Source organism: Streptomyces sp. NBC_01314 (genome assembly GCF_041435215.1).
Taxonomy (GTDB): Bacteria; Actinomycetota; Actinomycetes; order Streptomycetales; family Streptomycetaceae; genus Streptomyces.
The window spans coordinates 11,042,571-11,063,867 of record NZ_CP108394.1 but is presented as its reverse complement, the minus strand read 5'-3'; the positions used below and the strand labels follow the sequence as shown (position 1 = coordinate 11,063,867).

Here is a 21,297-nt window from a genome sequence, read left to right as displayed (position 1 = left end):
GCGAGAAGGTGAAGGCTGAGAGATCGTTCCCATCGGGTCCTAAGCTTCGCGGATGACCTACGAAGAGCGGTGCTGGGAACCGATAGCGGCGCTACCAGAAGGCGAACCCGAGACGTCCTTCGGCGGGCGTTGGGAGGACCGGCTCTGGCTGAACGTTCCTGGCCCCTTCTACACCGGCATCGCCGACAACTGTTGGACGGGCCGACTGCATGCACCGCGTCATGTGCTCTATGGCGGCGAGTATTTCGGTGAGTACGTGTATCGCCAGCCGGCGACCACAGCCGAGGTCCTGAACCTGGTGACGGCAGCACAGCAAGATCCGTACCGCGGCTACGCCTGCGACGGCGATAGCGGGTGGACACCCGAGGCCGTTCGGGACTGGTGGCGCGACCGTGGACGGGTTACCGAGTACCTGGAGTCTCTCTTGCCGAGTTGGTCGTCGAGCGACAGGTCTGAGGAGCGGGAAGCCGCCGAGGGGCTGGGGGACTTTGCCGCGTACATCACTGAAGGGCTCGGCGCGGACCTCCAGAAGTACCTTTTCCGGCTTGAAGAGGGCTGCTACCCCAAGAGCTCCGGACCACTGCCTAATCTCCGATGAGCAATGACGACCACCGGGCGCCCGACTGTTTCCCACCTGGACGCCCACGGAGTGGGCTCAGGAGCGAGGCGGCACGACCTCGATGACCGTGGCCGTGCCAGCGACAGGTCGGGACTCGTGCATGGTGATCACGTCACCACACTTCAGATGCTTCCATTGCTCGGGCTGCAGGGGAACCAGCCGAACATCCGCAGTCTCTCCCGGGCCGAGCTCCTCTGCGAACTCCACCCATAGCCTCGCGATGTTCAGATCTTGCTCTCCGTCTGCGGCGCGGTTGCCGACGTCCCACATCGGCCTGAGCCGACCGTCCCCGGTAAAGGCAGTCCGACGTCGGCCCTCCTCCGCGCCCACCAGGCTCAGAGTCGCCCGGACAGTGCCGTGCTGGGCCTCCCAGGCCCGCGACGCGCACCAACGGCGACTGCGGTCGAGCATCATCTGCCGAGCGGCCTCAGCAAGAAGTTCCCAAAAACCCAGGGCCGCGCGTTGGACGTCCCCGATCTCGATGAGAACTGCGAGCACCATCTCCCACTCCTGGCGTCCGATGTCCTCGCGGACATCCCTTACCGTCTGGCCGTTCTCTGCCGGGGCGTCCTCAGGCAGTAGGTCGACGGCCTGCCGTAGGAGTGTGAACGCGTCATCCATGTCTCGCATTTTCTCCTGTCCCCGGATGGCTTCTCATAGGCGATCAGGCAGGCGCCAGCGGCGCGACACGCTCGACTGTTCCCAGGCTCCAAGATTTCTGCCCACTACTTTCAGCAACTCGACCGCGATCCGCCCTACCGGTCGTCCAGCTGGGGCAGTTCGGATAAGCGTGCGTCAGATGTCCCCAGCTTCGGCCCGTTCCAGACCAGATGCATCGCCTCGACGATGTCCACGACAACCTCCTCGACCGCCTGAAGGAAGCAAAAGAGCAAGGATGGCTCGGTGAGGTCGCCGCCATCGAGACAAGCTTGGCCGCCGCCGAAGACAAGCTCTCCTCGATGCGTGAGATGACCGCCGAACACACCGCCACCAGCCTCGGCGAGTCCGACTTCCACCCATCCGTCGGCCGACGCACGCCGGGCAGCTGACGGAAGGGCGAGCACCAACGTCAAGTCACCTTGACGTCAAGGTGACTTGACGCAACACTCGGTGTCATGCCTACCCCTGACGAGCTTGAACGCCAGTTCACGCTGCTGACCGCGGTCGCGCGCTATGACGTGCTACGGGCCCGCGACGCCTTGGCGTCACCGGTCGATGAGGACAGTCCACCCGACCCCGGCGCAGAGTCTCTGACACGCGGCGAGGCATTGGAGCTTCTGGCGCTGGGTGAAGTCATCGCGAGGAAGGCGGGCTACGGGCGCCAGTTGTCCGTGCGCTCGGCGCGCAGGGTCGGCGCTTCGTGGTCGCAGATTGGTTCAGCCCTGGGAACCAGTAAGCAGGCCGCGTGGGAGGCGCACAACCGCTGGATCGACGAACAAGCCGAGCCGCAGCGTGACGGCCACTGGGGTTGGGACGAAACCGACACCGCAGCCGCCCGCACACTCGCCGGACAACCCGAAGGAGAGGACACCGAATGACTGAGAATGCAGACGCCGCCGTCCGCCCCTTCACCCTCGACATCCCGCAGACGGACCTGGACGACTTGGCCGTCCGTCTGGCCGCAACCAGATGGCCGGACGAGTTGCCCGACGCCGGCTGGTCCCAGGGAGTTCCGCTGGCCTACCTCAAAGAGCTGGCCGAACACTGGCGCACCTCCTACAACTGGCGTGAGCACGAGGCACATCTGAACCGGTTACCCCAGTTCACAACCGAGATCGACAACGCCAACATCCACTTCCTGCACATCCGCTCCGCGCAGAATGACGCGCTGCCGCTGTTGATCACCCACGGCTGGCCCGGATCCATCGTGGAGTTCCTCGACGTCATCGACCCCCTGACCGAGCCCCTCTCCCACGACGGTGACTCGGCCGACGCCTTCCACCTGGTCATTCCCACCATCCCGGGATACGGGCTGTCCGGACCGACCCACGACGGCGGTTGGGACGTGCACCGCGTCGCCAAGGCATGGGCCGAGCTGATGCGGCGCCTGGGCTACCATCGCTACGGCGCACAAGGCGGCGACTGGGGGCATGCGATCACCCGGGAACTGGCCGCCATCGACACCGACCATGTCGTCGCCATCCACCTCAACACCCTGCTGACGCTCCCTCCCAGCGACCCGGCCGAAGCAGCCGAACTCACCGACGACGACCAAGCGCGGCTCGACCGGCTGACCAGGGCGGAGCCCGAGATGTCGGCCTACGCAAAGATCCAGGGCACCCGGCCACAGACCCTGGCCTACGCACTCACCGACTCCCCGGTCGGGCAGCTCGCCTGGATTGCTGAGAAGTTCAAGGAGTGGACCGACTGCGCCGCCGTTCCCGAGGACGCCGTTACCCGCGACCGACTCCTGACCAACGTCATGCTCTACTGGCTCACGGCCACCGCAGGGTCATCCGCCCGCCACTACTGGGAAGCCTTCCACCCCTCCCGTCCACCACGCACTGAGCCGCTGGAAACGCCGACCGGCGTGGCAGTCTTCGCGGCCGACCTGGCCCGCCCTGTCCGACAACTCGCCAAACGGGACCACAACATCGTCCACTGGTCGGAGTTCGACCGCGGCGGTCACTTCGCCGCAATGGAAGAACCCGACCTGTTCACCGACGACATCCGCGCCTTCTTCCGATCGTTCCGCTGACGGCCCGCATCAGGCCTACGCCTTCCGACACCTCTTGCCAGCGTCAACAGGCCCGAAAACGCGGCCGGAGCAAGATTCTTTCCAGTAACTTCCGGTGAGCATGGCGCCCCAGCAAACCGACCAAGATCAGTTCGGTTAAGGGGGTGTCTCACGTGGCAAGTTTCGCGAGCTTCTTGTAGCAGGTCAGGACGGCGGCCAAGCCGAGGAAGTCGAGGAAGTGCGAGCCCTTTCGTTCGTATCGGACGGTGAGGCGGCGGTAGCGAAGAGCCAAGCGATCGACCGTTCGATCTTCCAGCGGTGCCGACCGAGGCGTTCGCCGGACTCGATGCCGGGCCTCGCGATGCGCGCGACGAGCCCGCGCTCGCGCAGCCAGGCCAGGTGTTTCGGCAAAGAAGTAAGCCTAATAGGCAGGTGAGTTGCCCAGTTGAACCGGTCGGCAGAGGCCAGGGCGAGACGTCTGGGACATACGCAGCGCCAGGAGCGCTTCGACAAGGCGGACGCCGTTCAGGCCCCTGCCAAGTCGACTCCAGTCGCCGTACCGACGCCGAGACCGACCGGCTGCTTGAAGTGTCCCGCCAGAGCCGGCTTCGCCAGCCGTCCTGGTCGAGAAGGCGATGGGACGGCAGACACTCGCCCTCCTTGCCCAGCTCGACGCAGCCTGCCAGGCATGCGACGACCTCGCATCCGACGCAGAAGAGCTGTTCCTGCGGCATCCCGATGCCGAGATCATCACGAGCTTCCCCGGCCTGGCCACGCTTACCGGTGCACGGATTCTCGCCGAGATCGGCGACGAACCGCGCCCGGTTCACCCACGCCGGCAAGGCCTATGCCGGAAGCGCACCCGTGACGCGCCAGTCCGGCAAGAGCCGCCACGTCACCCACCGCCGGATCAAGAACAACCACCTGGCCGCAACCGGCCGACACTGGGCATTCGCCGCGCTGACCGCCTCACCCGGCGCACACGACCACTACAACCGCCGACGGGACACCGTCGACCACCACCACGCGGCCCTCCGGAATCTGTTCAACCGCATGCTCGGCCAGCTCCACCACCGCCTGACCCATCACCAGAAGTTCGACGAAACGATCGCCTTCAGTGGCTAGAGCGGCGTTCAGCATCTCCAACCCGGTTCCACTCCCGGCAGCTGCTTGACCCGAAAGCTGCATGGGGTGTCTTGTCCGCGCGGAGTTTGACGGGTCGGCGCCGCCGTGGTCCCCGGCGGGACCGGACGGCGGGTATGCCGCGGATGAGCGGCTTGAGGGCGAGGCTGTCGTGCATGTTCGCGCCGGACACGGCGACGGTGAGCGGGATGCCCTGGGCATCGGACAGCACGTGCAGCTTGCTGCCCTTCTTGCCGCGATCGACCGGGTTCGGCCCGGTCAGCGATCCCCTCTTTTGGCGCGAACGGAGGCCGCGTCCACGATCGCCGAGGTCCAGTCCACCTCGCCCCGGGCCCCGAGTTCGTCCAGCACCGCCCGGTGCAGCCGACGCCACAGGCCGGCCTCGATACATACCGTGAAGCGGCGATGCGCGGTGGCGGGCGACGTGCCGAACGTCGGCGGCAGATGCCGCCAGACACAGCCGCTGGTCAGCGCGTACACCACTGCCGTGAATACGGCCCGCTCGTCACACGGAGCGGTCCCACCACCTTGCGGACGAGCAGCGAACGACGGCAGCAACGGGGCGGCCAGCTACCAGAGTTCATCAGGAACCAGACGCTTCGATAGCTCAGCACCCACGACCGGCATCATGCCGCACGAACATCAAGTCACGTGAGACAACCTCTGAGCCTTGATCGGTGCGGCCGACCTGGCGGCCTGCTCGATCTTCGCGCAGTAGGCTGCACGGGCTTCCTCGTCGATCTGCTTCTCGTGTTCGGCGCGCAACCCGGTCCGGCCGTCGAGGCCCTCGCGCAGGATATCGGCGTGCCCGGCATGCCGGATGGACTCGCCGAGGACATGGACCATGACGGCGAACAGGTTCGTGTTCGGATAAGGCTCCGGCCACCACGGCACGTGGCCAGGGGCGTCAAGGGGAAGCTCGTTGATCGTCGCGTCCGAGTGTTCCCACGTGCGCCGGTAGAACCCGATGATCTGATCGCGGGTCTCGTCCTCGGTCGCCCACAGATCGCTGCCGTTGGAGTCCTGCCACCGGGGCAGCGGTTCCGGGAAAGGGCGGTCGAAGACCTCGCCGAAGTACCTGGCCTCGACGGTAGCCACGTGTTTGACCAGGCCGAGGAGGTTGGTCCCGGTCGCTGTCAAAGGTCGGCGGGCGTCGTATTCGGACAAGCCGTCGAGTTTCCAGAGCAGTGCCTTGCGGTCCCGCCGCAGTCTCCCGTACAGGTTGTCTTTCGCGAATTCTTCGATCATGCGGCATGAGCCTGCCATGGGCTGCTCGTGGTCTCAAGATCCCGTACGTGGTCCGCAACGACTGGCAGAGCCGAGGCCTGGCCATGGCCGCCGCCCTGACCTGCTACCGTCCGGCACACCGTCACACGTCGCACTGAGCTTGTTCCTTCCGCTTTGACGGACACCATTGGTGTGGTGGTCAGGCTGCGAGTGCGGGCGGGTGAACGGCTCACGGAGACGCGCGAGGAACATCGCCCGCATCGATCCCCCACGGTGTCTGCCGTTTCAGTTTCCCGAAACGGCAGCAGTTTGTTTCATTCTCCCTTCGCATCGTCGCGTTCTCGCCTGCGCCGACGAGGATCCGTCAACGGCGAGGGAATTGTCGCCTTCTTCGACAAGTGGCCAAGACCCTTGACACGGCCCCGGCCAGGACTGCGGGGCCCCAGCTCAGCCCCGCCGACGGACGACCGGGGAAACGCTGAGCAACGTGCCGGGCTACCGCGTCAACGCCGGACCGCACATACCGCTCCGGGGGCCGGACGGAGGCATGCCGGGAGCGGGCCAGGGGCCTCGGGGTGGAGGTGTCGTTCTAGGCGTCCTGGGTGAGGGTGTTGTGGCGGAGTCGGTGGAGCGTCCAGCCGTCCAGGTCCTCACGGTCCAGGTCCAGAGCGTCGTCCGTGTAGGACATCGTTCCTCTGGCGCGTCTTCCTATGGCGAGTACGGGGCGTCGCTGTGGTGCAGTTCGACCATGGCGGGCTCGCTGACCTCGTACACCGCGGTACGGGTGAGGGTGACGACTGCTGCCGGATCGTCGTCGCCGCGTGTCAGGTAGACAACGGTCACCTGTCGCAGTCCCCCGGCCGACGGGATGTCGATGGAGACCACGGGTGTGCGGTCGCCGAGTTCGGCGGCGGCCGCGGGAACGGCTGTACCGTCGTCGTTGCGCCACGTCACCAGTGAGTAGAACTTTCCGGTGCCGCCGGTCGAGATCTTCAGCACGCCCACGGCGTCGGGCGCGCTGTTCCCGGTGACGTCACCGATGGCGCACTGCGGCTGCAACTCGATCACGACACCGTCGGCTCCCTCCCAGCGTCCTCCGCTGAGAGCGGCGTCCGAAACGCCGTACCCCTCCAGCCCTCCGCCTTCCAGGGACGCGTTCTGCAACTGCTCGCAGGTCAAGGCCTCGACGCCATCGGCTGCTGTGTCGCTGGGCTTCGGGACCGGGGTCTTGGTAGGAGCGCCTGGCGTCTTCGCCGGACTTGCGGGCGTCTTCGCCGGTGTGGCGGTCGCGGGCTCGGATGCCTTGCCCGTCTTCCCACTCCCGGCTGCCTCTCCCGGAGCCAGATCCTTCGGCCCGCAGGCCACGACCATCCCCGCGATGAGCCCTGCGGCAACCATCTGGGACACCCGTCTCGCGCCTCTGCTCAATCGGTTCACTCGACACTCCGCTCTATGGCCCCGCATCCCGCTGGGCACGGTCGGAGACGCGGGCAGGTGGTACATGGTTGCACCGAGTTGTCCCTGTCCTGTAACTCCGGTCCCTCCCCCGCTGCGCGACATCTCGTGAGTTCCCCGAGCCCCGCTGAACCTCCAACCCGGTGGCCAAAGGACAGCCGGGGCGCCGCCGTGCGGCGTTCACCAATCTGATCACCGTCCCTGGTCGTGTCGTCCAGCCTCACAGCCGTTACCGACAACGCGGGCTTGCCCACAATCGCCTGGGCAAGAACTCGCGCTGCCGGGAGGCCTGGTCGGGTCAGCCGCGCCAACGTCCGAGCCAGCGGCCGGCCTTCGAGGCCTGCGCCGCCTCCGCCTCCTGGCGCTCGCGTTGGGCTCGTTCCACCTTCCGCACCGCTTCGAGCGCCCGCGTCCTGCAGTCCTGCAGTCCTGCAGTCCTGCAGTTCTCGCACAGGTGCGGGTGGCTGTCCCCGTGGCCCCAGTCGACCTTGGTGCTGGCCTTCCATGGTCGTCGGTGCATTTGGTCCCCGCAGCCCCCGCACACCGCCGCCGGGCCTCGCGTTCGGCTGCTTCCTGCGCTTGGGGGCGCCGCGCGTCTTCGGCGCAGCGGGCGTTGCAGATGCGGGAGCCGCCATCGTCCCACTGCCAACTCCGGGGCACCGGAAGGGCTCACGCACCCCTTCGTCCCGTCCGGGCGCCGAAGATCGATTGTCAGTGGTGGGTGAGACGGTAGGAACATCAAGTCGGAACGAGGGGGAGCTGTCATGTCCGGAAACCAGAACTACATCAATCACGTTGCTCTTGTGCTGGATGCCAGTTCGTCCATGTCGCACCTGAGCAGCAAGGTCGTCGAAGTCGCCGACCAGCAGATCGCCTACCTTGCCCGCCGGTCGGGGGAACTGGACCAGGAGACCCGTGTCACGGTGTACGTCTTCGCGGACAAGGTGGAGTGCGTCATCTACGACAAGGACGTGCTGCGGATGCCGTCGCTGAAGCAGCTGTATCGGGCCGGTGGAATGACTGCTCTGCTGGCGGCCGCACTGAAGTCGCAGCGGGAGCTGGCGCAGACGGCTCAACTGTACGGCGACCACAGCTTCCTGACGTTCGTACTGACCGACGGGCAGGAGAACGCAAGCCATCGCGGCCCGGATGCCCCTGCCAGGGATCCGCGTGAACTGGTCAAAGCCGTGGCCGAGATGATCGCGACGCAGGAGGACAACTGGACGCTGGCCGTCCTTGTGCCAGACCAGATGGGCAAGCGCGAGGCCATGCAGTGCGGTTTCCCGAAGGACAACATCGCCATCTGGGACGCCACGAGCACACAGGGTCTGGAGGAGGCCGGGCAGGTCATCCGGCAGGCCACCGAGAACTTCATGGTGGGCCGTACCCAGGGCATCCGGGGATCGCGAGCGGTGTTCTCCACCGGAGCGGAGGCGGTCAACAAGGACACCATCAAGGCGGCCGGCCTCACCCCGGTGGATCCGTCGGAGTACCAGCTGATCCCGGTGGCCCGTGACGCGGCGATCCGGGACTGGGTCGTCGAATGCGGGCACACCTACCGTACCGGTGGTGCGTTCTACCAGCTGAGCAAGTCGGAGAAGGTCCAAGCGAGGAAGCAGATCGCGGTGCTGGAGAAGAAGACGGACCGGGTGTACACAGGGCCCGCGGCCCGAGCTCTGCTCGGCCTGCCGAACACGGAAGTCCGCGTCAAGCCGGACCACAACGACGACTTCACGATCTTCGTGCAGAGCACCAGCGTGAACCGCAAACTCGTACCGAACACGCGGCTGCTGCTGATGCTCTGACGCTCTGAAAACCGGCGTCGCTGCCGACCCAGGCGCTGGGCCAGGCGCCTGCTTGACGTTGCGGCGCCGCGCAGAGTGCGGGCCGTGTCCTGCGCATGCACCCTGCACGGGTTACGTGTTCACACGGCACCCGCGTTGTTACCGGGCGGCCTTCTTCGCGCTGGAGAACGCGGTGAACGCGCCGATAGCGAGAAACAGGAAGGTCATCGGGTCGGCCGTCTCGCTCCAGGCCTCGGTCAGCCCGTCGAATTGCTCGGTGAACAGCGAGGTCGCGGAGACGCCGGCATCGTCGGCGACGAACATCGCGATGCCGATGAGCTGCCCGAGGTAGACCGCGCCGAGCGACAGCAGGGCGCTGACCACGGGCAGGATTGGGTTGGTGCCACCGATCTTGCCCGCCGCGAAGCCGATGAGGAAGCCTACGCCGACGGCCGCGTAGCCGATCTCGTACTCGGTCGCGCCGACAATCCCGCCGTAGACACCAGCGGTGACCAGGGCCATGACCACGCCGACGACCAGGCCCAGGGCGAGATTGTTGCGGGCCGGCGCGGCCGCGGGTGCGAACGGGACCGGAGGAGGCAGGGCAGCACCGGACTGCTGGGCATAGGGGTTGCCGCCGGCGGGCTGCTGGGCGAACGGGTTGCCGTCGGTGGGCTGCTGAGCATAGGGATTGCCATCGACGGGCTGCTGGGCGAACGGGTTGCCGTCGGACGGCGGCGGAGCTGACTGGGTCATGACAGGATCCCCCCACGGGACTGATACGACGAGCGTTGTGGTGTGTGCGCACGAGTGTGCGGCAAGACGCCGAAGACTAGCAGGCGCGGCAACCCTCTTCGCCAGTAATTGCGCGGAGGATTTCGAGTGGGAATCGGCTGGCGAGCCCGTGCCGGAGGGCGTGAGGATCCGTGGAAGAGTCCGCCGGGATTCCGTGAGAATCGGCGCGCAGTCCAAGAGGAACTCCCGGTCCTTCGTGCTCCCCAACGGACGGCCAGCGACAGAACGGGCTCGTGCCTGTGCATCCGCAGACACGTCTGGACGTTCTGGACGTTGGCCGACGGCCGGGCTCCGGACGCAGGTTGCAGGTTGCAGGTTGCAGATGGGCAGGTGTGCCTCCAATCTGCCGGAACCCGCTCGGCGGGCCTGAAAAGCCTCGACCACCGCAGCGCCGGTTCTCGGCGCTGATCTGTGCTCACGAGATCCACATCTTCAGCAGCGCCGCATCAGTTCCCTGATTGGTCATCTGTCCGTGCGCGGGGATGTCGCGGGTAGTTCCACAGTGATACGGATCCCGCCGGCAGTGCGCGGGGTGAGGGTGAGTTTTCCATCGTGTGCGTGGGTGATGGTCTTGACGATGGTCAGGCCGAGGCCGAGGCCGGCGTGGTCGGTGTGTATGCGCTCGGTGCCGCGCTGGAAGGGTTCGGTGAGTGTCGAGGCCAGCTGTGGGGTGAGCTTCTCTCCCGTGTTCTCGACAGCGAGCACCACAGTCTTGGGGCGGATGCTGGTATTCACCCACACGGTGCCCTGTGCAGGCAGGTTGTGGACGATCGCGTTGTGCACGAGGTTCGTGGTCAGCTGCAGTAGGAGCGCCCGCGATCCGATCGTGGGGGTGATGTCACCACAGGTCTCGATGGTGACACCATGCCTTTCTGCGAGGGAGAGGAGTGTTTCGGTGGCTTCTTCCGCCATGAGGGACAGGTCGACGCGTTCTCGGGTGAAGGACCGCTGATTGGCGCGGCTGAGCAGGAGCAGTGCCTCGGTGAGATCGATGGCTCGGGTGTTGACGATGTGCAGGCGGTCGATGAGTTCGTCTGTGTCGTGGTTCGGATCGGTGCGGGCCACGTCGAGAAGTGCCTTCGAGATCGCCAGCGGGGTGCGCAACTCGTGAGAGGCGTTGGCTGCGAACCGCTGCTGTTCGGCGACGTGTGCTTCGAGCCCTGCGAGCATCGAGTCGAAGGCGTCGGCGAGTTCACGGAATTCATCTGTGCGGCCCGGTAGCCGGATCCGGTGGGAGAGCGATCCGCTCGTGGCCATGCGTGTGGCGTGGGTGATGCGGGTCAAAGGGGCGAGCATGCGGCCAGCGAGGATCCAACCTCCCACGAGACCGAAAACCAGCAGGAACACCAGTACTGCGGCTGCCTTCGGAGCGAAAACGTCCAGGAGGACGGACCGGACGGGAAAAACACCATGCGTGGGTTTGTCATCGGGGTTGATGAGCATCGCACGGTCGGGGACGTATCGCAGGAGGAACACCCACACCGCCGCGAGCAGCAGGACGCCTGCCAGCATGAGGAATCCGGCGTAGCTGAGGGTGAGTCTTGCGCGAACGCTCAACCCGGGTGTCCTATCCACGCTGGTCTCCCTCGTGTCCGGTCTCCGGTCGCGCGTCGATGCGGTAGCCGACGCCCGGCACGGTGGCGACGATCCCGGGTTCGCCGAGCCGCTTACGCAGGGCCGAGACGGTGATGCGCACAGCGTTGGTGAACGGGTCGGCGTTCTCATCCCACGCGCGTTCCAGGAGTTCTTCGGCGCTGACGACACCGCCTTCGGCAGCGACGAGGACTTCGAGTACGGCGAACTGCTTCCTGGTCAGCGCAACGTAGCGGCCGTCGCGGTAGACCTCTCGGCGGAACGCGTCCAGCCGCAGATCTGCGATCACTCGCACAGGTGGCCTGTTGTGGGCGCGCCTGCGGTCGAGTGCTCTGAGACGGAGCACGAGTTCTTGGAGTTCGAACGGCTTCGTGAGGTAGTCGTCGGCGCCGAGTGCGAACCCGGAGACCTTGTCGTCGAGCCGGTCGGCCGCGGTGAGCATGAGGATGGGCATGCCGCTGCCGGAGGCGACGATGCGTTCGGCGATCTCGTCGCCGGAGGGGCCGGGGATGTCACGGTCCAGGACGGCGATGTCGTAGGTGTTGATGCTCAGCAGTTCCAAGGCGGCGTCGCCGTCACCCGCGATGTCGGCCGCGATGGCTTCCAGGCGTAGACCATCGCGGATGGCTTCTGCCAGATACGGCTCGTCCTCGACAACCAACACACGCATGCTCCGAGGCTACGAGCCGGCGCATATCGTCGGCATATCGAAAACCGCATACGTGCCGGCAACACCGTGCTGCCTTGACTGGCAGCATGACTCGAACCCGGCTCCTGGTCGTCGGCCCGTCGGCCGCCATAGCGGTGATCACCGCAGCCTTCGGCAATCCAATACCGAAGCCCTCGTGCTCCTCACCACACTCGTCCTCCTCACCCCGCTCGTCCCGGTCGGCCCTCTCGTCCTCGTCGGCCGCATCACTCTCACTCTCACATCGCGAGACGGTCTTCACGTACGCGTCCGCAGACGAGGCCGCCCGATGGTCGGCCACCGCGGCGCCGTCTCGTCATGTGTCGAGGGACGCGGTCGACATCGGGCGCTCCAATGCGACGGCGTGGCTGTCCAACCGTGATGCCAGGTACGGGCGGTGCCAGACCCACGGGAACGAACCCTGGAACTACGAACCGCGCACCCATGCGATCGATCGTGGTTGCCCGCGTATGTACGCCCACCCTGCCCAAGCCCCAAGGACGCAGCAGTGACCGGCAGCAGTGAGCGAGGACAGACGACGACACAGGTGGGCACGGCGCAGACCGGGCAGGGCGGTGCCGACCGCCCGGATGCCGCCTTCGGTACCCGACGCACGGGCATCCGCCGGGCGATCCGCATCGGCTCCCGGCCGGAGCTTTGGAAGCGCGGCCCGGTCCTCGCGGCGCTGGCACTGCTGTTGGGCCTGCTCATGCTGCTCCACGCGACGATCCCGAACCGGATCGGGAACCTCGGCAGCCTGGTGGAGACCCTCCTGCCGTGGTTCGCCCTGTTCATACCGGTGCTGCTGGCCGCGGCGCTGTGGCGCCGCTCCGCCTCCGCGGTGGCCGCGCTGCTGCTGCCGGTAACGGTGTGGCTGAACCTGTTCGGCGGGCTGCTCGGCGACAAGTCGCACCCCGGCAGCGACCTCACCGTCGTCAGCCACAACGTCGGCGCCGAGAACCCCGACCCGGTCGGCACCGCCCGTGACCTGGCCGCCTCCGGCGCGGACGTGCTGGCCCTGGAGGAGCTGACCCAACAGGCCAGAGGTACGTACGAGAAAGAGCTCGCGAAGACATACCCCCACCACACCGTGCGGGGCACGGTCGGGCTGTGGAGCAAGCTGCCTCTGTCGGACACCCGGCCGGTCGACATCAAGCAGGACGTCGGCCCACTGGCGGACACCAAGCCGGCCGGCATCAAGGCGGCCTACAACCGGGCACTGCGCACCACCGTGGCCACCGACCAGGGGCCATTGGCGGTGTACGTCGCCCACCTGGGGTCCGTACGGCTGAACCCCAGGGCGGGCTTCTGGACGGACTCGCGGGACAGGAACGCGCAGGCACTCGGCGAGGCCATCGCAGCCGAGCAGAACGAACGGGTGGTGCTGCTCGGCGACCTGAACGGCACCACTGACGACCGGGCGTTCGACGACATCACCGCGCACCTGCACTCGGCCCAGGAGGCGGCAGGGGACGGCTTCGGCTTCAGCTGGCCGGCGAAGTTCCCGGTGGCGCGGATCGACCAGATCCTGGTCCGCGGGGTGCAGCCGAAGAGCTCGTGGGTGCTGCCGGCCACCGGCAGTGACCATCTGCCGGTCGCGGCCGGAATCAGCTGGTGAAACACCTGCGGGTAGAGCACCCGTGGGTGAACCACCTGCACTGGGCGACGCAGTTGGCCCGTCGGCCAAGCAGGCTCTCAGCCAGACGGACGGTCCCAAGACCTTCGGTCGTCCGGCCCGCTGGCTGAGCTGTGGACCCGGAGGGGCGGTCGCAGTCCGGGCCGTACGGGGCGGCGTGTGTGGTGCGGCCCGACCGTCATGTGCTGGGGGTCTCCGATGACGTGGCGGGTCTGGCGAATGTGATCGGCCGGTGGGGTGTGTACGCGTCTCGGCCGGGGGTGCCGTGCGGGTGGGCTCAGCGACGGCCGCCTCACCCTCGGCGTCGGCCTCGGCAGCGACCGGTTCGCCGGCGAGCCCGTGCGCCACCGCGGCGAGTACTACACCGTCGACGACATCGCGTTCCTACCGCGGCCGGTTCAGCGGCCTGGCGTGCCGGTGTGGGCCGCCGGATTCCCGGGCAACGTCAAACCGATCCGCCGGGCCGCCCGGCTCGACGGCTTCTTCCCTGCCAATCTCGAACACCCGGATCAACTCGCCGAGGTCGTCAGCACCCTCACGGAACTGCGCCATCGCGAAATGGCGTCGTACGACATCGCCGTCAGTCTGCCGCCCGGTGCCGACCCGGAGCCGTACGCGAAGGCCGGCGCGACGTGGTGGCTACCGGAGTTCGAACCGGGTGTACGGCTCGACACCGTGCGGGGCGTCCTCCGCGACGGCCCGGCGACATAAGGAGACGATCACGTTGTTCGACTACGACTCGGAGCTCGCCCGCTATCACGAGCGGCTGCGGAAGGCCCTCGACATCCGCCCCGGCGACCGTGTCCTCGACATCGGCTGCGGCACCGGCCAGACCACCCGGGACGCAGCCCGAGTCGCGTCGCCGGGGACCGCGCTCGGCATCGACGTCTCGGGCCCGATGCTGGCGCGAGCCCACCAACAGGCCGAGGCAGAAGGGCTCCGCAATGTCAGCTTCGTACAGGCCGACGCTCAGGCCCATGCTTTTCCGCCGGAGCATTTCAGTCTGGGCGTCAGTCGGTTCGGCACGATGTTCTTCTCCGACCCCATCGCCGCGTTCGCCAACATCGGGCGAGCCCTGCGTCCGGGTGCGCGCTTCGTGCAGTTGGTCTGGCAGGCCGCCGACCGCCAGGAGTGGCATACCGCGATCCGGGCGGCGCTCTCCCGCGGGTACGCGCCATCGACGTCGACCGAAGCGGCCGTCGACCCCTTCACACTGGCCGATCCGGACGTCGTGGTCGGCCACTTGACCGCGGCCGGCTTCACGGCTGTGGACGTCGCCGACGTACGCGAGCCCGTCTATTACGGCCCGGACGCCGACCGGGCGCATGCTGCCGTACTCCAGCTGCTGATGGCGAAGGAATTGGTCACCGGCCTGGATCCCGCCTCGGCCAAAAGCGCACTCGATCGGCTTCGCTCGACTCTCGAAACACACGACACCGGCAAAGGCGTCTGGTTCGACTCCCGCGCCTGGCTGGTCACCGCGCGCCGACGATGACCAGGCGCTTCACCCCGGGGTCGCTCGACGGCGACCTGGGCGCCTTCATGGAGCTCACTACCACCGACGCCCCCCACAGCCGTGATCGACCGTCGCTTCGCCACCAGCGCCCAGGCCGTAGGTTCCGCACCGCCCGGATGGCGCCGAGGCGCATTCCTCCACACGGGCGGCATCGCCGTGAAGGCTCCGATCCAGTTCCCGAAAGGATCGCGGGATCTCGCCACCGTCAGACGCCGCCGCCCGCCTGCTCTCGCCGACGATCGGAACCTTCACCGGGACCCAGCAGGCCAACCACGTCGGCTGACAGTCCCGCGGATCGGAGGGCGTCCGAGTAGTGCAAGCGCCCATGGTGGAGCGCTCGCGAGACGGCCCGTCAGACCTTCGACCTCGCCGACGCCTCGGCGCAGAGGTACGGACGCGCGAGCAGCAGGCCGGTGCCGGTCATGGCGATGCCGAAGTACACCGGCGCGAGGTGGAGGAAGTCGGTGTAGTGGATGACGCCGTGCACCACGACAGCCGGCAGGAAGCCGGCGGCCGCCGCCGCGGCCAAGGTCCAGAACACCCAGGCCTCACCCCGCCGCCAGCCCCACGCGCTGAGCAGAACGATGGCCACCGCGGCGGCCATCAGGGCGCCGCCCAACCCCGCCCGGTCGTGGGCGACGAACGACACAAGCCGAGGATTCACGCTTTCCAGCGTCTGCGTGCCGGTGCCCAGGAAAGCAAGGTCGGTCGTCACGAAGACACTGGTCAGACCGACCACCGAGATCACCGCTCCGCCGACGAACAGCCCCGCTCCCGTGACGATCAGCAGCAGCTGGCCGACCAGCGCCCGTCGGCGCTCCGGCTCCGGCCCCTCGGGCGCCAGGCGCCATCGCGGTGCGTGCGGGGTCCGACGAACCGCGGCCACGAACATCGGGAACAGCACGATGGTGGTGACCGTGTGCAGGGGTTCCACGAAGCCGGTGGCCAGAAAGTAGAACAAGGTGGGGAAGCCGATCGCTCCCGAGACCAGATACACCTCGCGGGCCCAGGGCCAGCCGCGTCTGATCCCGCCCACGGCGAGGCCGGTGTAGAGGGCGCCGATCGCCACCATCGTGCCGGCCATGGTGATCCGGTCGTGCTGGAGGAAATGTACGAGGTGGTGGTTGGCCGCATGCAGTTCGTGCAGCGTCATGCCGAGGTAGTCGCGGTCGTACCAGAGCAGCACCGGCCCGAGCGTGATCGCCGCGGCGCCGAGGCCGGCGCCCGTCATACCGAGCCCGACGAGCAGCCCCCACCACCAAGCGGGCCAGCGGCGGGGATCGCGGCCGACGTCCCCCAGCCACGGAGCGGGCGCGGTGGGCGTGGCTGCCTCGGTGACCCGTGCGAACCAGCCGGGTCCGGCCGCCACGAGCACCCCGGGTTGGGCGAGCACGACGGCGCCCGGCTCGTCGAGCGCGGCGGCCGCCGCGGGGACCGACGGGTCGACGACACGGACCACGTGCGGGTCGTCGTCGCTGGTGAACCCGTCGACATGCGGTTTGAGGGCGGTCTCGGTCTCCGGGTCGCAGGCACGGACGACCAGCGGGATCGAGCGGCCGGCAGCGGCCTCGCGTACGGTCTCCGCGTCGGCCGCGCAGACGGGCGCCACCTCGACTACACCAGCCCCGAGCGGGGGCAGCGCGCGTACCGCTTCGCGGGCGAGCGAGGGCGGGACGGTTATGCCGAGGCGGACGGTCACGGGCACGCCGGCGATCTCGCCGGCGAGGCTCTCGGGCGGATGGCGGTGGCCGAACCCCCGGGCGATCAGCCGCGCGCCCGCGGGCCGGGAGCCGATCGAGGCCAGCAGCCGCAGTGCGGTCCGCTGCGAACGGCGCCGGCCGAGGACGGCAGCGGCCAGGCCACGCAGCGGGTGATACGTCCAGTCCGGCATCAGCGGCTCTCACTCTTCTTCTCGGTCACCGGGTCACCGGGCACGGTCCAGCCGAGGACCGGCGTCATGGAACGCAACGTTGCCCGCGTCGGCGCCAGCCGGGCGGCCGTGTCGCGCAGCACCACCGCGGGCGGCCACGACAGCTGACCGATCGCGCCCAGCCGGGCGGAGCGGCGTGTGATGGCCTGGGTCCGCGGGCGGCGCTGCAGGTCGTACGAGCGCAGCGCGGCGGCCACGTCCGGGGTGCCGTCGAGGCAGTGGGCGAGGGTGACCGCGTCCTCCAGCGCCTGGCACGCGCCCTGGCCCAGGTTGGGGGTCATGGCATGGGCCGCGTCGCCCAGCAGCGCGACCCTGCCACTGACGAAGGAGGGCAGTGGTGGCAGGTCGTACAGGTCGTGTCGGAGCACCGTGTCCGCGGGGACTGCGGTCAGCAGGGCGGGGACGGGGTCCGGCCAGGACTCGAACCGGCGCAGCAGTTCGGCGTACTCGGACGAGCCCGAGGCCGCTCCCGCCGGCAGGGACGCGGTCGCGAAGCAGTACATCCGCCCGCCCGGTAGCGCCGTGTAGCCGAACCTCGCTCCGCGGCCCCAGATCGCCGCCCCTTCGGAAGGGGGCTCGGCGAGGGGCTCGGTGACCGTGCGCCAGGCCGTGTAGCCGGCGTACCGGGGGTCGGCCGCGTCGGGCCACAGGGTGCGGCGGACCACACTGCGCAGCCCGTCGGCGCCGATCACGAGGTCGGGCCGGGACTCGCCCCCACGGTGAGCGACGACCGGGCCTTGGGCGCCGTCGCGGACCACTGACACCTCGCTGCCCGACCGCAGGCTGTCGGCGGGCAGCGCCTCGGTGAGCACTCGCAGCAGGTCCGCGCGGTGCAGGACCACCAGGGGATGGCCGAAGCGGCGCGCCAGCTCCGCGTTGTCCGTTCGGGTCAGCCAGCGGCCCTGGCGGTCGCGTACGCCGCCTGCGGCTTCGACGGCACCGAGCGCCTGGACAGCGCGGGCCAGACCGAGCGCCTCAAGCGCGTGCAGCGCGTTCGGCCACAGGGAGATGCCGGCGCCGATCTCAGTGAATTCCGGGGACCGTTCCAGTACCTCGACGCGCCAGCCCCGGCGACGCAGGGCGACGGCAGCCGCAAGCCCGCCGATCCCGCCACCGACGATGGTCGCGGCGCGCTGCGGCATGGGTCCTCGCTCTGGGGTTCGGGGGCGCCGCCCCCGGTCAAGCGGCCGGTCGATCCGATGCCCAGCGGCACCCGACGCGACGCAGGTCCGGCTGAGCAGCGCCTCATAGCAACATGTCGACAGGTGCCTGTCAATGTGACGCGCTGCACCTGCAGTTGCTGAGGAAGCCGCGGGCGGCGAAGAAGCTGGACCGGTCGCGGGCGATGATCGACTCCTCCGTTGCGCGGGCGCTCGGCGCGGCCCAGAAGCGGGCCCAGCCCGGTCGACCGCGCACGGCCGGGCCGCAAGCACCATGTCCTCACCGACGGGCAGGGCATCCCGCTCGCGGTGTCCATGAGGGATTACCAGGAGTGGTTGGCCCGCGCGGACCTCCGCTCCTGCGGCCACGGCCGCCAGGTCTCCCTGCCCGAGAACGTCTGGCAGTGCGAATTCCTCAATCGCGACACGGAACACATCACGGAACGGCCGATACTGATCCGGTACGGCTGAGACGGCAGGTCGGCGTGCCTCTGGTCGAGCGTCATGCGCGTGGTGTGCGCCCGGCGCCGGCCGGTGAGACAGGGCTTCGGCGTAGTCGCGTGACGTCCGGTTCGTGAGCCCGTCCACACCGTGCCGACCGACGACGCGGCCACGACACGGTTCCTGGAATCCGCCGAGACCTGGGCAAGAGGTACCTCCGGCGATCGTCCGCCTCTGAGGGTCCAGCCGTTCCCGAGTTCACTACTTCGTGAGTTTCCTCGCGAGCCGGGTCTCCGCCGGACGCCCAGTGCAGGTCCCGGCCCAGGACCAGGGCTTCCGTCGGATCGCCTGCCGAGCAACTCCGCGGGTACGGCGATGCCTCCCGCAGGCCTGCCTCCAGGGCCGCGGCGCCCGCTGATCTGTGCTGAGGGGCTCCGATGGGCGCGCCCATCGGAGCCTCAGGGCCGTCAGGCCAGACCGAACCGCTCGGAGTGCACCTGCAGGTGGGGAACCTTCAGCCTGTGCAGGGCGCTGAGCACGGCCGAGGTCATCGCGGGCGGGCCGCAGACATACACGTCGCGTTCGGTGATGTCGGGGACCAGTGCACGGAGACTGTCCGGTTCGAACGGTGGGACACCCTCCCCCCGGCGGCCGGTGAGCAGGTGCAACTGCCCACCGAGGTCCGCGACCAGTGCGCGTACCTCGTCGACCAGCACGGCGTCGTCCTCGCTGCGGACCCGGTAGAGCACGACGACGTCGCCGGCCCGTTCCTCCTCCAGCATGGCTCGAACCGGTGTGATCCCCACTCCTCCGGCGATCAGCAGCGCACCGGGCCGCGTTCGGTGCAACGAGGTGAAGGCCCCGTACGGTCCTTCGACGAACGCGCGGGTCCCGACCTGGAGTTGCCGCAGGCCTGCGCTGGTGCTGCCGACCGCCTTGGCCGTGAGGCGCAAGGTGCGGCCGTCGGGTGCCGCCGACAGCGAGAACGGATTGGCCAGCCACCAGTGGTTGTGCCCGGGGAAGCGCCAGATGCAGAACTGGCCCGCCCTGGCCGGGAGCCTGTCGAGGTGGCGGCCGGTGACGTGGACCGACACCACGTCGTCCGACTCCGGCACCACCGCCACGACTTCGAATCGGTGATAGGCGTTGCGCCACAGAGGCATCACGATCCGTCCCGTGACCAGGGCACCGAACGCGAACAGCCACAGGGCCCACCAGTAGATCATCGCGGGCGCGGAGGAGCTGAAGGTCGTGGTCTCCTGCAGCTGGTGGACGAACGCCAGCCCCAACGCCAGATACAGCAGCAGGTGCAGACCGTGCCAGGTCTCGTACCGCAGCCGGCGCCTCACCTGTCGGGCGGAGACGGCGGCGACCACGACGACGATCGCTGCGGCCAGCATCCCGAGCAGGGAGGCCGGCACTCCGGCCAGCGCGAAGAACGTCTTCGTCATCGACGCGTCATCGAGCCTCGCGTAGCCCAGCACCACCAGCACGGCGTGGGTGAGAAGGGTCCACAGCAGGGTGAAGCCGACCCACCGGTGCCACACCGTCAACCGGTCCATGCCGATACGGCGGTCCAGCCACGGCAGCCTGGCCACCAGCAGCAGTTGGAACAGCATCAGCACGGCGGCGTGCAGGCCGAAGAACTTGGCGACCGTGAGCACCCCGTTCTTGCCGGTCCCCGCGGTGAGGAACAAGACCTCGACGATCACCAAGTTGACGATGACGAACGTCCACAGCGCCCACCGCGCCGCGACGACCGGAGGTATGGTGCCTTTTCGCACCTGTGTACTTGTCGCCTCCACCGTTTCCCCTCTTGTCCATGTGACGCACTGGCCCGGTACCCGCGCGGTCGCGGGGACCCGAGCGTCCCGATCTGATACGGCGCCCCTGGGCGGGGCAAGAGTACGGAACATGGCGAGAAGTTGACCCTACTTGGCCTCGACTGTTCTTGTTCCGCGATCGGCACGCTGGTCGAGCGGACCACACGTGCCTCATGGGGTGCCCTGCGAACACTTCGCGGGGCACCCTCTCGTTTTCCTCGACATCACCCTCGTGAACCCCGCGGACAGCCGGACCAGTGGTCGGCAGCCCTACGCGCCGATGACGCCGAAGCGATGTTCCCGAGTTCCCGTCATGCACTTGTTTCGCCGCGCCCTCGGTGTGCATGACCAGCGACTGACTGCGACCGGATCAGCCCTTCGCGGCGGGTGGGAGGCGGCTGGTTCTCGACCGCGCGGCCCGCCCCGAGCGGGTGCATGTGCCCGTCCCGGATGCCCGGCATGACCGTACCGTCGTCGGCGCCGATGATGACCGCGTGGGGGCCGAAACGGCGGCGTATGTCCGTGTTTCCGCATACCGTGAGAATTTCTCCGTCGCTGCCGACGGTTACCGCCTGCGCCGGCGCGCCGTCCCGGGCCGCGGTGAACACCCGTCCGTTCAGTACCGCGGTGGCCACCCGCACCGGGGTCCGACCGGTCGCGGCCCGGGCGAGCGGAGCGGCTTCGGCCACCGCGAGGGCACCCACCCCCGCCGCGGCCTGGAACGTCCGCCGGTGCGGCGGGCCGTCCGCGGATACCGCGGAGGTGCCGTCGAGAACATCTGGCATCTGATAACTCCTCACCCGGCGGCAG

General features: G+C 68.3%; 22 protein-coding genes and 2 pseudogenes. 11 read left to right on the top strand and 13 right to left on the bottom strand.

The window, feature by feature from the left end; all coding sequences use genetic code 11:
• Positions 1–52 precede the first annotated feature (52 nt).
• Positions 53–598 carry a hypothetical protein gene (locus OG622_RS48895; RefSeq protein WP_371583857.1) on the top strand — a complete coding sequence of 182 codons (546 nt, stop codon included), beginning with the start codon at positions 53–55 and terminating at the stop codon, positions 596–598.
• Between the two features lie 57 nt (positions 599–655).
• Here OG622_RS48895 and OG622_RS48890 read toward each other — a convergent pair whose 3' ends face one another.
• Positions 656–1,240, bottom strand: a complete 585-nt coding sequence (locus tag OG622_RS48890; RefSeq protein WP_371583856.1) for a hypothetical protein — start codon at positions 1,238–1,240, stop codon at positions 656–658.
• A 209-nt stretch (positions 1,241–1,449) separates the two neighbouring features.
• Between OG622_RS48890 and OG622_RS48885 the strand changes: the two genes are divergently transcribed.
• The 3 genes from OG622_RS48885 (at position 1,450) to OG622_RS48875 (ending at position 3,317) form a co-directional block, all read left to right on the top strand.
• Positions 1,450–1,668, top strand: a complete 219-nt coding sequence (locus OG622_RS48885; protein ID WP_371583855.1) for a hypothetical protein — start codon at positions 1,450–1,452, stop codon at positions 1,666–1,668.
• Between the two features lie 66 nt (positions 1,669–1,734).
• Positions 1,735–2,157 carry a hypothetical protein gene (locus tag OG622_RS48880; RefSeq protein WP_371583854.1) on the top strand — a complete coding sequence of 141 codons (423 nt, stop codon included), beginning with the start codon at positions 1,735–1,737 and terminating at the stop codon, positions 2,155–2,157.
• A complete protein-coding gene (locus tag OG622_RS48875) occupies positions 2,154–3,317 on the top strand; it encodes an epoxide hydrolase family protein (RefSeq protein WP_371583853.1) in 1,164 nt (387 codons plus the stop codon). Before OG622_RS48880 ends, OG622_RS48875 begins: the two co-directional genes overlap by 4 nt.
• Positions 3,318–3,465: 148 nt before the next feature.
• Here OG622_RS48875 and OG622_RS48870 read toward each other — a convergent pair.
• Positions 3,466–3,665, bottom strand: a pseudogene (locus OG622_RS48870) (transposase); the annotation flags it as partial.
• 495 nt (positions 3,666–4,160) lie between these two features.
• Here OG622_RS48870 and OG622_RS48865 point away from each other — a divergent pair.
• Positions 4,161–4,421 carry a hypothetical protein gene (locus OG622_RS48865; protein ID WP_371583851.1) on the top strand — a complete coding sequence of 87 codons (261 nt, stop codon included), beginning with the start codon at positions 4,161–4,163 and terminating at the stop codon, positions 4,419–4,421.
• Here the strand turns inward: OG622_RS48865 and OG622_RS48860 are convergent.
• The 3 genes from OG622_RS48860 to OG622_RS48850 all read right to left on the bottom strand — a co-directional run bounded on the left by OG622_RS48860 (position 4,411) and on the right by OG622_RS48850 (position 5,687).
• The gene (locus tag OG622_RS48860) at positions 4,411–4,812 is read right to left on the bottom strand and encodes a transposase (protein WP_371583849.1); all 402 of its coding nucleotides are present in this window, start codon (positions 4,810–4,812) and stop codon (positions 4,411–4,413) included. The genes OG622_RS48865 and OG622_RS48860 overlap by 11 nt on opposite strands.
• Positions 4,698–4,997, bottom strand: a complete 300-nt coding sequence (locus OG622_RS48855) for a transposase (RefSeq protein WP_371583847.1) — start codon at positions 4,995–4,997, stop codon at positions 4,698–4,700. The genes OG622_RS48860 and OG622_RS48855 overlap by 115 nt, the downstream gene beginning before the upstream one ends.
• Before the next feature lie 84 nt (positions 4,998–5,081).
• Positions 5,082–5,687, bottom strand: a complete 606-nt coding sequence (locus OG622_RS48850; RefSeq protein ID WP_371583845.1) for a DinB family protein — start codon at positions 5,685–5,687, stop codon at positions 5,082–5,084.
• A gap of 5 nt (positions 5,688–5,692) precedes the next feature.
• Here OG622_RS48850 and OG622_RS48845 point away from each other — a divergent pair, with 5 nt between their 5' ends.
• On the top strand, positions 5,693–5,824 hold the full coding sequence (locus OG622_RS48845; RefSeq protein ID WP_371583843.1) for a hypothetical protein: 132 nt from the start codon (positions 5,693–5,695) through the stop codon (positions 5,822–5,824).
• A gap of 550 nt (positions 5,825–6,374) precedes the next feature.
• On the opposite strand, the gene OG622_RS48840 is transcribed toward OG622_RS48845, so the two are convergent.
• A complete protein-coding gene (locus OG622_RS48840) occupies positions 6,375–7,064 on the bottom strand; it encodes a hypothetical protein (protein WP_371584455.1) in 690 nt (229 codons plus the stop codon).
• An 821-nt stretch (positions 7,065–7,885) separates the two neighbouring features.
• Between OG622_RS48840 and OG622_RS48835 the strand changes: the two genes are divergently transcribed.
• Positions 7,886–8,926 carry a VWA domain-containing protein gene (locus tag OG622_RS48835; protein WP_371583841.1) on the top strand — a complete coding sequence of 347 codons (1,041 nt, stop codon included), beginning with the start codon at positions 7,886–7,888 and terminating at the stop codon, positions 8,924–8,926.
• Positions 8,927–9,064: 138 nt separating this feature from the next.
• Here the strand turns inward: OG622_RS48835 and OG622_RS48830 are convergent, their stop codons facing one another.
• The 3 genes from OG622_RS48830 to OG622_RS48820 form a co-directional block, all read right to left on the bottom strand.
• On the bottom strand, positions 9,065–9,661 hold the full coding sequence (locus OG622_RS48830; RefSeq protein WP_371583839.1) for a hypothetical protein: 597 nt from the start codon (positions 9,659–9,661) through the stop codon (positions 9,065–9,067).
• A 501-nt stretch (positions 9,662–10,162) separates the two neighbouring features.
• Entirely contained in the window at positions 10,163–11,257 is a 1,095-nt protein-coding gene (locus tag OG622_RS48825; RefSeq protein WP_371583838.1) for a sensor histidine kinase, read from the bottom strand.
• 10 nt (positions 11,258–11,267) lie between these two features.
• Positions 11,268–11,963 carry a response regulator transcription factor gene (locus OG622_RS48820; RefSeq protein ID WP_371583836.1) on the bottom strand — a complete coding sequence of 232 codons (696 nt, stop codon included), beginning with the start codon at positions 11,961–11,963 and terminating at the stop codon, positions 11,268–11,270.
• A gap of 649 nt (positions 11,964–12,612) precedes the next feature.
• Here OG622_RS48820 and OG622_RS48815 point away from each other — a divergent pair.
• The 3 genes from OG622_RS48815 (at position 12,613) to OG622_RS48805 (ending at position 15,112) form a co-directional block, all read left to right on the top strand.
• Positions 12,613–13,599 carry an endonuclease/exonuclease/phosphatase family protein gene (locus tag OG622_RS48815; RefSeq protein ID WP_371584454.1) on the top strand — a complete coding sequence of 329 codons (987 nt, stop codon included), beginning with the start codon at positions 12,613–12,615 and terminating at the stop codon, positions 13,597–13,599.
• 255 nt (positions 13,600–13,854) lie between these two features.
• A complete protein-coding gene (locus tag OG622_RS48810; protein ID WP_371583834.1) occupies positions 13,855–14,328 on the top strand; it encodes an LLM class flavin-dependent oxidoreductase in 474 nt (157 codons plus the stop codon).
• A 13-nt stretch (positions 14,329–14,341) separates the two neighbouring features.
• Complete coding sequence (locus OG622_RS48805; protein WP_371583832.1) at positions 14,342–15,112, top strand: class I SAM-dependent methyltransferase; 771 nt, start codon at positions 14,342–14,344, stop codon at positions 15,110–15,112.
• Between the two features lie 373 nt (positions 15,113–15,485).
• Here OG622_RS48805 and OG622_RS48800 read toward each other — a convergent pair whose 3' ends face one another.
• Both OG622_RS48800 and OG622_RS48795 read right to left on the bottom strand, forming a co-directional pair.
• Complete coding sequence (locus OG622_RS48800) at positions 15,486–17,024, bottom strand: hypothetical protein (protein ID WP_371583830.1); 1,539 nt, start codon at positions 17,022–17,024, stop codon at positions 15,486–15,488.
• Positions 17,024–18,205, bottom strand: a complete 1,182-nt coding sequence (locus tag OG622_RS48795; protein WP_371583828.1) for an FAD-dependent monooxygenase — start codon at positions 18,203–18,205, stop codon at positions 17,024–17,026. Before OG622_RS48795 ends, OG622_RS48800 begins: the two co-directional genes overlap by 1 nt.
• 137 nt (positions 18,206–18,342) lie before the next feature.
• On the opposite strand from OG622_RS48795, the pseudogene OG622_RS48790 reads away from it, so the two are divergent.
• A pseudogene (locus OG622_RS48790) lies at positions 18,343–18,541 on the top strand (IS5/IS1182 family transposase); the annotation flags it as partial.
• A gap of 590 nt (positions 18,542–19,131) precedes the next feature.
• Here the strand turns inward: OG622_RS48790 and OG622_RS48785 are convergent.
• Positions 19,132–20,376, bottom strand: a complete 1,245-nt coding sequence (locus OG622_RS48785; RefSeq protein WP_371584453.1) for a ferric reductase-like transmembrane domain-containing protein — start codon at positions 20,374–20,376, stop codon at positions 19,132–19,134.
• Positions 20,377–20,798: 422 nt separating this feature from the next.
• Positions 20,799–21,272: a hypothetical protein gene (locus tag OG622_RS48780; protein ID WP_371583826.1), complete on the bottom strand. Its 474-nt coding sequence runs from the start codon at positions 21,270–21,272 to the stop codon at positions 20,799–20,801.
• Positions 21,273–21,297: the final 25 nt, after the last annotated feature.

Coding starts and splice junctions, on each gene's coding strand:
- OG622_RS48895 (WP_371583857.1), top strand. CDS start 53: ATGACCTACGAAGAGCGGTGCTGGGAACCGATAGCGGCGCTACCAGAA.
- OG622_RS48890 (WP_371583856.1), bottom strand. CDS start 1,240: ATGGATGACGCGTTCACACTCCTACGGCAGGCCGTCGACCTACTGCCT.
- OG622_RS48885 (WP_371583855.1), top strand. CDS start 1,450: ATGCATCGCCTCGACGATGTCCACGACAACCTCCTCGACCGCCTGAAG.
- OG622_RS48880 (WP_371583854.1), top strand. CDS start 1,735: ATGCCTACCCCTGACGAGCTTGAACGCCAGTTCACGCTGCTGACCGCG.
- OG622_RS48875 (WP_371583853.1), top strand. CDS start 2,154: ATGACTGAGAATGCAGACGCCGCCGTCCGCCCCTTCACCCTCGACATC.
- OG622_RS48850 (WP_371583845.1), bottom strand. CDS start 5,687: ATGATCGAAGAATTCGCGAAAGACAACCTGTACGGGAGACTGCGGCGG.
- OG622_RS48845 (WP_371583843.1), top strand. CDS start 5,693: ATGAGCCTGCCATGGGCTGCTCGTGGTCTCAAGATCCCGTACGTGGTC.
- OG622_RS48840 (WP_371584455.1), bottom strand. CDS start 7,064: ATGGTTGCCGCAGGGCTCATCGCGGGGATGGTCGTGGCCTGCGGGCCG.
- OG622_RS48835 (WP_371583841.1), top strand. CDS start 7,886: ATGTCCGGAAACCAGAACTACATCAATCACGTTGCTCTTGTGCTGGAT.
- OG622_RS48830 (WP_371583839.1), bottom strand. CDS start 9,661: ATGACCCAGTCAGCTCCGCCGCCGTCCGACGGCAACCCGTTCGCCCAG.
- OG622_RS48820 (WP_371583836.1), bottom strand. CDS start 11,963: ATGCGTGTGTTGGTTGTCGAGGACGAGCCGTATCTGGCAGAAGCCATC.
- OG622_RS48800 (WP_371583830.1), bottom strand. CDS start 17,024: ATGCCGGACTGGACGTATCACCCGCTGCGTGGCCTGGCCGCTGCCGTC.
- OG622_RS48795 (WP_371583828.1), bottom strand. CDS start 18,205: ATGCCGCAGCGCGCCGCGACCATCGTCGGTGGCGGGATCGGCGGGCTT.
- OG622_RS48780 (WP_371583826.1), bottom strand. CDS start 21,272: ATGCCAGATGTTCTCGACGGCACCTCCGCGGTATCCGCGGACGGCCCG.